Origin of the sequence: Streptomyces prasinopilosus, assembly GCF_001419695.1 — a bacterium.
Taxonomy (GTDB): Bacteria; Actinomycetota; Actinomycetes; order Streptomycetales; family Streptomycetaceae; genus Streptomyces; species Streptomyces prasinopilosus.
The window spans coordinates 1-5,954 of sequence record NZ_LIRG01000597.1 but is presented as its reverse complement, the minus strand read 5'-3'; the positions used below and the strand labels follow the sequence as shown (position 1 = coordinate 5,954).

At 69.5% G+C, this 5,954-nt stretch carries 3 protein-coding genes; all 3 read right to left on the bottom strand.

Going from position 1 to position 5,954, the window contains the following annotated elements; all coding sequences use genetic code 11:
* Positions 1–72: 72 nt before the first annotated feature.
* Entirely contained in the window at positions 73–1,677 is a 1,605-nt protein-coding gene (locus AOK18_RS22980; RefSeq protein ID WP_055571127.1) for an ABC transporter substrate-binding protein, read from the bottom strand.
* Positions 1,678–2,120: 443 nt separating this feature from the next.
* Complete coding sequence (locus AOK18_RS22975; RefSeq protein ID WP_055695567.1) at positions 2,121–2,861, bottom strand: HAD family hydrolase; 741 nt, start codon at positions 2,859–2,861, stop codon at positions 2,121–2,123.
* A 127-nt stretch (positions 2,862–2,988) separates the two neighbouring features.
* A partial coding sequence (gene metH, locus AOK18_RS22970; RefSeq protein WP_055695566.1) for a methionine synthase occupies positions 2,989–5,954 on the bottom strand: 2,966 nt, incomplete at its 5' end.

The window sequence follows — 5,954 nt, the reverse complement described above, 5'->3', positions numbered from 1 at the left end:
CGCACTGAGGGCGCCTCCCGGCTTGCGGGAGGCGCCCTCAGTGCGTGCGGGCCCGGTCCGGGCCCTTCCGGGTCAGCCGCTCACGCCACGGCCCAGCTCCCACAGCTGGAGCGTGGAGGAGGAGTTGAGCAGGTACGCGGTACCGGTGACGTCGTCGTTCGCGGCGACGTACTGCTTGCCCTGCCACAGCGGCAGCACCGGCACGTCCTCGGCAACGATGTTCTGGATCTCGTTGAGGCTGCCGGCGGCGGCCAGCCGGTCGGCCTGGCGGCGGGAGTCCGGGATCAGCTCCTTGCGGATCTTGGCGTTCGCGTACGGCGAGTTGAGGAAGTTGTCCTCGTCCAGGAACGGCGAGATGAACGCGTCGGCGTCCGGGTAGTCGGGGAACCAGCCCATGCCGTAGACGTCGAACTTGCCCTCCTGGCCGTCCGGCCGGAAGGTGTCCCAGACCGCGCCCTCGATGTCGGTGTCGAACAGGCCGCTGTCGTTGAGCTGCTTGCTGAGCTGCTCGAACTCCGCCTTGGTCGCGGGACCGTAGTGGTCGGTCGTGTAGTGCAGCGTCATCTTCACCGGGGTGCTGACGCCGGCCCTCTCCAGCCTCTGGCGGGCCTTGGCGACGTCGGGGTCGCCGTACGTGTTGAAGAACGCGTTGGAGTGACCGGTGACGGTCGCGGGGACCAGCGAGTACAGCGGCTCGGCCTGGGAGCCGTAGACCTTGGCGACCAGTTCGCTGCGGTTGATGATCTGGGCCATGGCCTGGCGGACGGCCTTGGTCTTCACGCTGGGGGCCTCGGTGTTGAAGGCCAGGTAGCGGATCTCCAGACCCGGCGACTCGACGAGGTCGACGGAGTCGTCGGAGTTGTTGCCGAGCGCCGTGATCTGCTCCGGCGACATGCTGCGGGTCATGACGTCGATCTCTTCGCTCTCGAGCGCCTCGCCCATGGCTTCGGCGCTCTCGTAGGAGAGCATCTCGATCCTGTCGTGGCCGACCTTCAGGGACCCCTTGTAGGAGGGGTTCTTGACGTAGGTGGCGCGGGTCAGCGTGCCGTCCTCGACCTCGGTCTCGAACGTGTACGGGCCGGAGCCGTCGACGTCGAACCCTTCGCGCAGCTTGTCCTTGGCGTAGGAGCCCTCGGGGACGATGCCGGCGACCGGGGTGGACAGCTTGTACGGGAAGGTGGCGTCCGCCGACTTGAGGTGGAAGATCACCTCGAGGTCGCCCTGCGTCTCGATGGTGTCGATGGTGGACAGCAGCGCGAACACACCGGTGTCGGCCTCGATCGCAAGGGCGCGCTCGATGGAGTACTTCACATCGGCGGCGGTGAGGGCGTCACCGTTCGAGAACTTCAGGCCTTCGCGCAGGGTGCAGCTGTACCGCTCGTTGCCGGAGTCGGTGAAGCCGCAGCTCTCGGCGGCCTCGGGCACGGGCGCGCCGTCCCCGCGCGGCTGGATGAGCAGCGTCTGCACGGTCTGGCGCAGGATGTTCCAGGTGCCGACGTCGTAGGCGTACGCCGGGTCGACCGGGGCGGGCTTCTCCTTCGAAGCGGTGAACCGGTCCGTGGTGCCGACGACGATCGCGTCGCCGTCGCCGCTCCCGCCCTCGGTATCGCCACAGCCGGCGAGTACCGGCGCGAGCAGACCGATCGCGGCCGCCAGCACCAAAGTCTTGCGGTTCATGCTCGAGTTTCTCCAGAGCTGTCGACTCCGTGTATGCGGCATACAGGGGTGTTGCTACCGATCACGGGGATGGGGGCGAGGTTCTCGCGATGAGATTAGTCCGCGCCCGCGGGAAGGTCCGCCGCCACCGGAGTTGAGCCTTCATCACGCAGTGGAACCGGGTGTGGACGCACCGGCGAACGTCGGCGCGGCAGGATTGGTGCAGTGATCCACCAATCAGGACACAAGGGAACGCGGGGGCCTGCCGAAAAGGGGCGGACACCGCATGCCGACCCCCCTGTCGAGACCTCGAAAAGTGTCGAACATCACATGCGGAATCCGGCCCGGGTGGACGGAATTCGCTGTTCGGTAGCGGTCCGAATTCCTTCGTGTACTCGTCAGGACGGCCGGGGCGCGCGCCTTGGAATTCCCGCCCCTTACACCGGTCTACGCTCGGTGAACGGCTAGCGCATTTCCGTCATCAGACCCTGCAGAAAAGTCAGGTCGACGGCTTCCAGCGAGGGGACGACGGTCCGCCGGGGGGCCGCCTCGATCGGGGCCACCGAGGGCACCGCCACGACGTGGCACCCCGCGGCCTCGGCGGAGGCGATGCCGGTGGCCGTGTCCTCGACGACGGCGCACCGCACCGGGTCCACGCCGAGACCGAGGGCGGCGGTCAGGTACGGGTCGGGGTGCGGCTTGGTGCGCGGGACCTCGTCGCCGGCGACCGACAGCGCGAAGTGCTGGGGGCCCAGCGAGGTGAGCACCCGGTCGATGACGCGCCGGTGGGAGGCGGAGACCAGGGCCGTGGGGACGCCGTTCTCGGACAGCTCGGCCAGCAGGCGGGCGGCGCCGGGCATGAGCGGCAGGGAGTCGGCGATGCGGGCCTCGAAGCCGTCGTTGAGCAGCACCGTCAGTTCGGCGAGGGGGATGTCCGCCCCGGTCGCCTCGATGAGGAAGCCCGCGCTGCGGGTCATGGGGCCGCCGACCACGACATGGCGCCAGGAGTCGTCGAGGGTGTGGCCGAGGGAGGCGAACACCTCGACCTCGACGTCCCACCAGAAGCCCTCGGTGTCGACCAGGGTGCCGTCCATGTCCAGGAGTACGGCCTGGAGGGTGGTCGCGCCGGCCCTGCGGGGCGTGCCCGCCCGTACCGGCCGGAGACTCTGGGAAAGGGTGTCGAGTGCGGGAACCGTACTGGTCATCCACGTACCTCCGTCGAAGGGACGATCAGGCCGGTTCCCACGGGGGGAACCGGCCTGCGGTGGACCGACCAGTGTACGTCGTGCCCGGGGCGACCGCCTGCGGTGCGGCCCGGGCCCCCTGGAAGGGTCAGCGGGCGTTGAAGTACTTGGCCTCCGGGTGGTGGATCACGATAGCGTCGGTGGACTGCTCGGGGTGCAGCTGGAACTCCTCGGACAGGTGGACGCCGATGCGCTCCGGCCGGAGCATCTCGGCGATCTTGGCGCGGTCCTCCAGGTCGGGGCAGGCGCCGTAGCCCAGGGAGAAGCGGGCGCCCCGGTACTTCAGGGCGAACATGTCCTCCATCCCGGCCGGGTCCTCACCGGCGAACCCGAGTTCCGAGCGCACCCGCGCGTGCCAGTACTCGGCGAGTGCCTCGGCCAGCTGTACGGACAGTCCGTGCAGTTCGAGGTAGTCGCGGTAGGCGTTGGCCTCGAACATCCGCGCGGTCTCCTCGCCGATGCGGGAACCGACCGTGACGACCTGGAAGCCGACGACGTCGGTCTCCCCGGACTCCTCCGGGCGGAAGAAGTCGGCCAGGCACAGCCTCCGGCCGCGGCGCTGGCGGGGGAAGCTGAAGCGGGTGCGCTCGTTGCCCGCCTCGTCCAGGACGATCAGGTCGTCGTCCTTGGAGACGCACGGGAAGTAGCCGTACACCACGGCCGCCTCGAGCAGGTTGTCCGTCTGGAGCCGGTCCAGCAGGCCGCGCAGCCTGGGCCGGCCCTCGGTCTCCACGAGCTCCTCGTACGTCGGCCCGTCGCCGGCGCGGGCCTGCTTGAGACCCCACTGCCCCTTGAACAGGGCGCCCTCGTCGAGCCAGGACGCGTACTCCTTGAGCTGGATGCCCTTGATCACCCGGGTGCCCCAGAACGGCGGCTCGGGGACCGGGTTGTCGACGGCGACGTCCGAGCGGACGTGACCGGCCTCGGGACGCTCGTCGATCTCCACGGTGGCCGCGCGGACCCGGCGCTGCCTCAGCTCGGGCAGCTTCGCGCCGGGCACGCCGCGCTTGATGCCGATGAGGGCGTCCATCAGGCGCAGGCCCTCGAAGGCGTCGCGGGCGTAGCGGACCTCGCCCTGGTAGATCTCGTGCAGGTCCTGCTCGACGTAGGCGCGGGTCAGGGCGGCGCCGCCGAGGATCACCGGGTAGTCGGCGGCGATGCCGCGCTGGTTGAGCTCCTCCAGGTTCTCCTTCATGATCACCGTGGACTTGACCAGCAGTCCGGACATGCCGATGACGTCGGCCTTGTGCTCGTCGGCGGCGTCCAGGATGGCGGAGACCGGCTGCTTGATGCCGAGGTTGACCACGTTGTAGCCGTTGTTCGACAGGATGATGTCGACGAGGTTCTTGCCGATGTCGTGCACGTCGCCGCGGACGGTGGCGAGCACTATGGTGCCCTTGCCGTCCTCGTCGGTCTTCTCCATGTGCGGTTCCAGGTGGGCGACCGCGTTCTTCATGACCTCGGCGGACTGGAGCACGAACGGGAGCTGCATCTGGCCGGAGCCGAACAGCTCGCCGACCACCTTCATGCCGTCCAGCAGGGTGTCGTTGACGATGGCGAGGGCCTTGCGGGTCTCGAGCGCCTGGTCGAGGTCGTCCTCCAGGCCGTTGCGCTCGCCGTCGATGATCCGCCGCTTGAGGCGCTCGTCCAGGGGCAGCGCGGCCAGTTCCTCGGCCTTGCCGGCCTTCAGGGACTTGGCGGTGGCGCCCTCGAAGAGCTGCATCAGCTTCTGCAGCGGGTCGTAGCCCTCGCGGCGCCGGTCGTGGATCAGGTCGAGGGCGGTGGTGACCTCCTCCTCGCTGAAGCGGGCGATGGGCAGGATCTTCGACGCGTGCACGATCGCCGAGTCCAGGCCCGCCTTGACGCATTCGTCGAGGAAGACGGAGTTGAGCAGGATGCGGGCGGCCGGGTTGAGGCCGAAGGAGATGTTCGACAGTCCCAGGGTGGTCTGCACCCTGGGGTGGCGGCGCTTCAGCTCGCGGATGCCCTCGATGGTGGCGACGCCGTCCTTGCGGGACTCCTCCTGGCCGGTGCAGATGGTGAAGGTGAGACAGTCGATGAGGATGTCCTCCTCGTGGATGCCCCAGTTCCCGGTCAGGTCGGCGATCAGGCGTTCGGCGATCTCGACCTTCTTCTCGGCGGTGCGGGCCTGGCCCTCCTCGTCGATGGTCAGCGCGATCAGTGCCGCGCCGTGCTCCCTGGCCAGCTGCGCGACGCGCGCGAAGCGGGACTCGGGGCCGTCGCCGTCCTCGTAGTTCACCGAGTTGAGGACCGCCCGGCCGCCGAGCTTCTCCAGGCCGGCCCGCAGGACGGGGACCTCGGTGGAGTCGAGCACGATCGGCAGGGTGGAGGCGGTGGCGAACCGGCCGGCCAGTTCCTCCATGTCGGCGACGCCGTCGCGGCCGACGTAGTCGACGCACAGGTCGAGCATGTGCGCGCCCTCGCGGATCTGCTCGCGCGCCAGTTCCACGCAGTCGTCCCAGCGGCCCTCGAGCATGGCCTCGCGGAACTTCCTGGATCCGTTGGCGTTGGTGCGCTCGCCGATCGCGAGGTAGGAGGTGTCCTGGCGGAAGGGCACGCTCTGGTAGAGGGAGGCGGCGCCCGGCTCCGGCTGGGGGGTGCGCTCGGGCGGGGTGACGCCGCGGACGCGTTCCACGAGCTGGCGCAGGTGCTCGGGGGTGGTGCCGCAGCAGCCGCCGACCAGGGACAGGCCGTAGTCGCGGACGAAGGTGTCCTGGGCGTCGGCCAGGCCCTCGGGGCCGAGCGGGAAGTGGGCGCCGTCCTTGGTGAGGACCGGCAGGCCGGCGTTGGGCATGCACAGCAGGGGGATGCGGGAGTGCCGGGTGAGGTAGCGCAGGTGCTCGCTCATCTCGGCGGGGCCCGTGGAGCAGTTCAGGCCGATCATGTCGATGCCGAGCGGTTCCAGCGCGGTGAGCGCGGCGCCGATCTCGGAGCCGAGGAGCATGGTGCCGGTGGTCTCGAAGGCCATGGAGGCCAGCAGCGGCACGTCGACGCCGGTCGCCTCCATGGCGCGGCGGGCGCCGAGGATCGAGG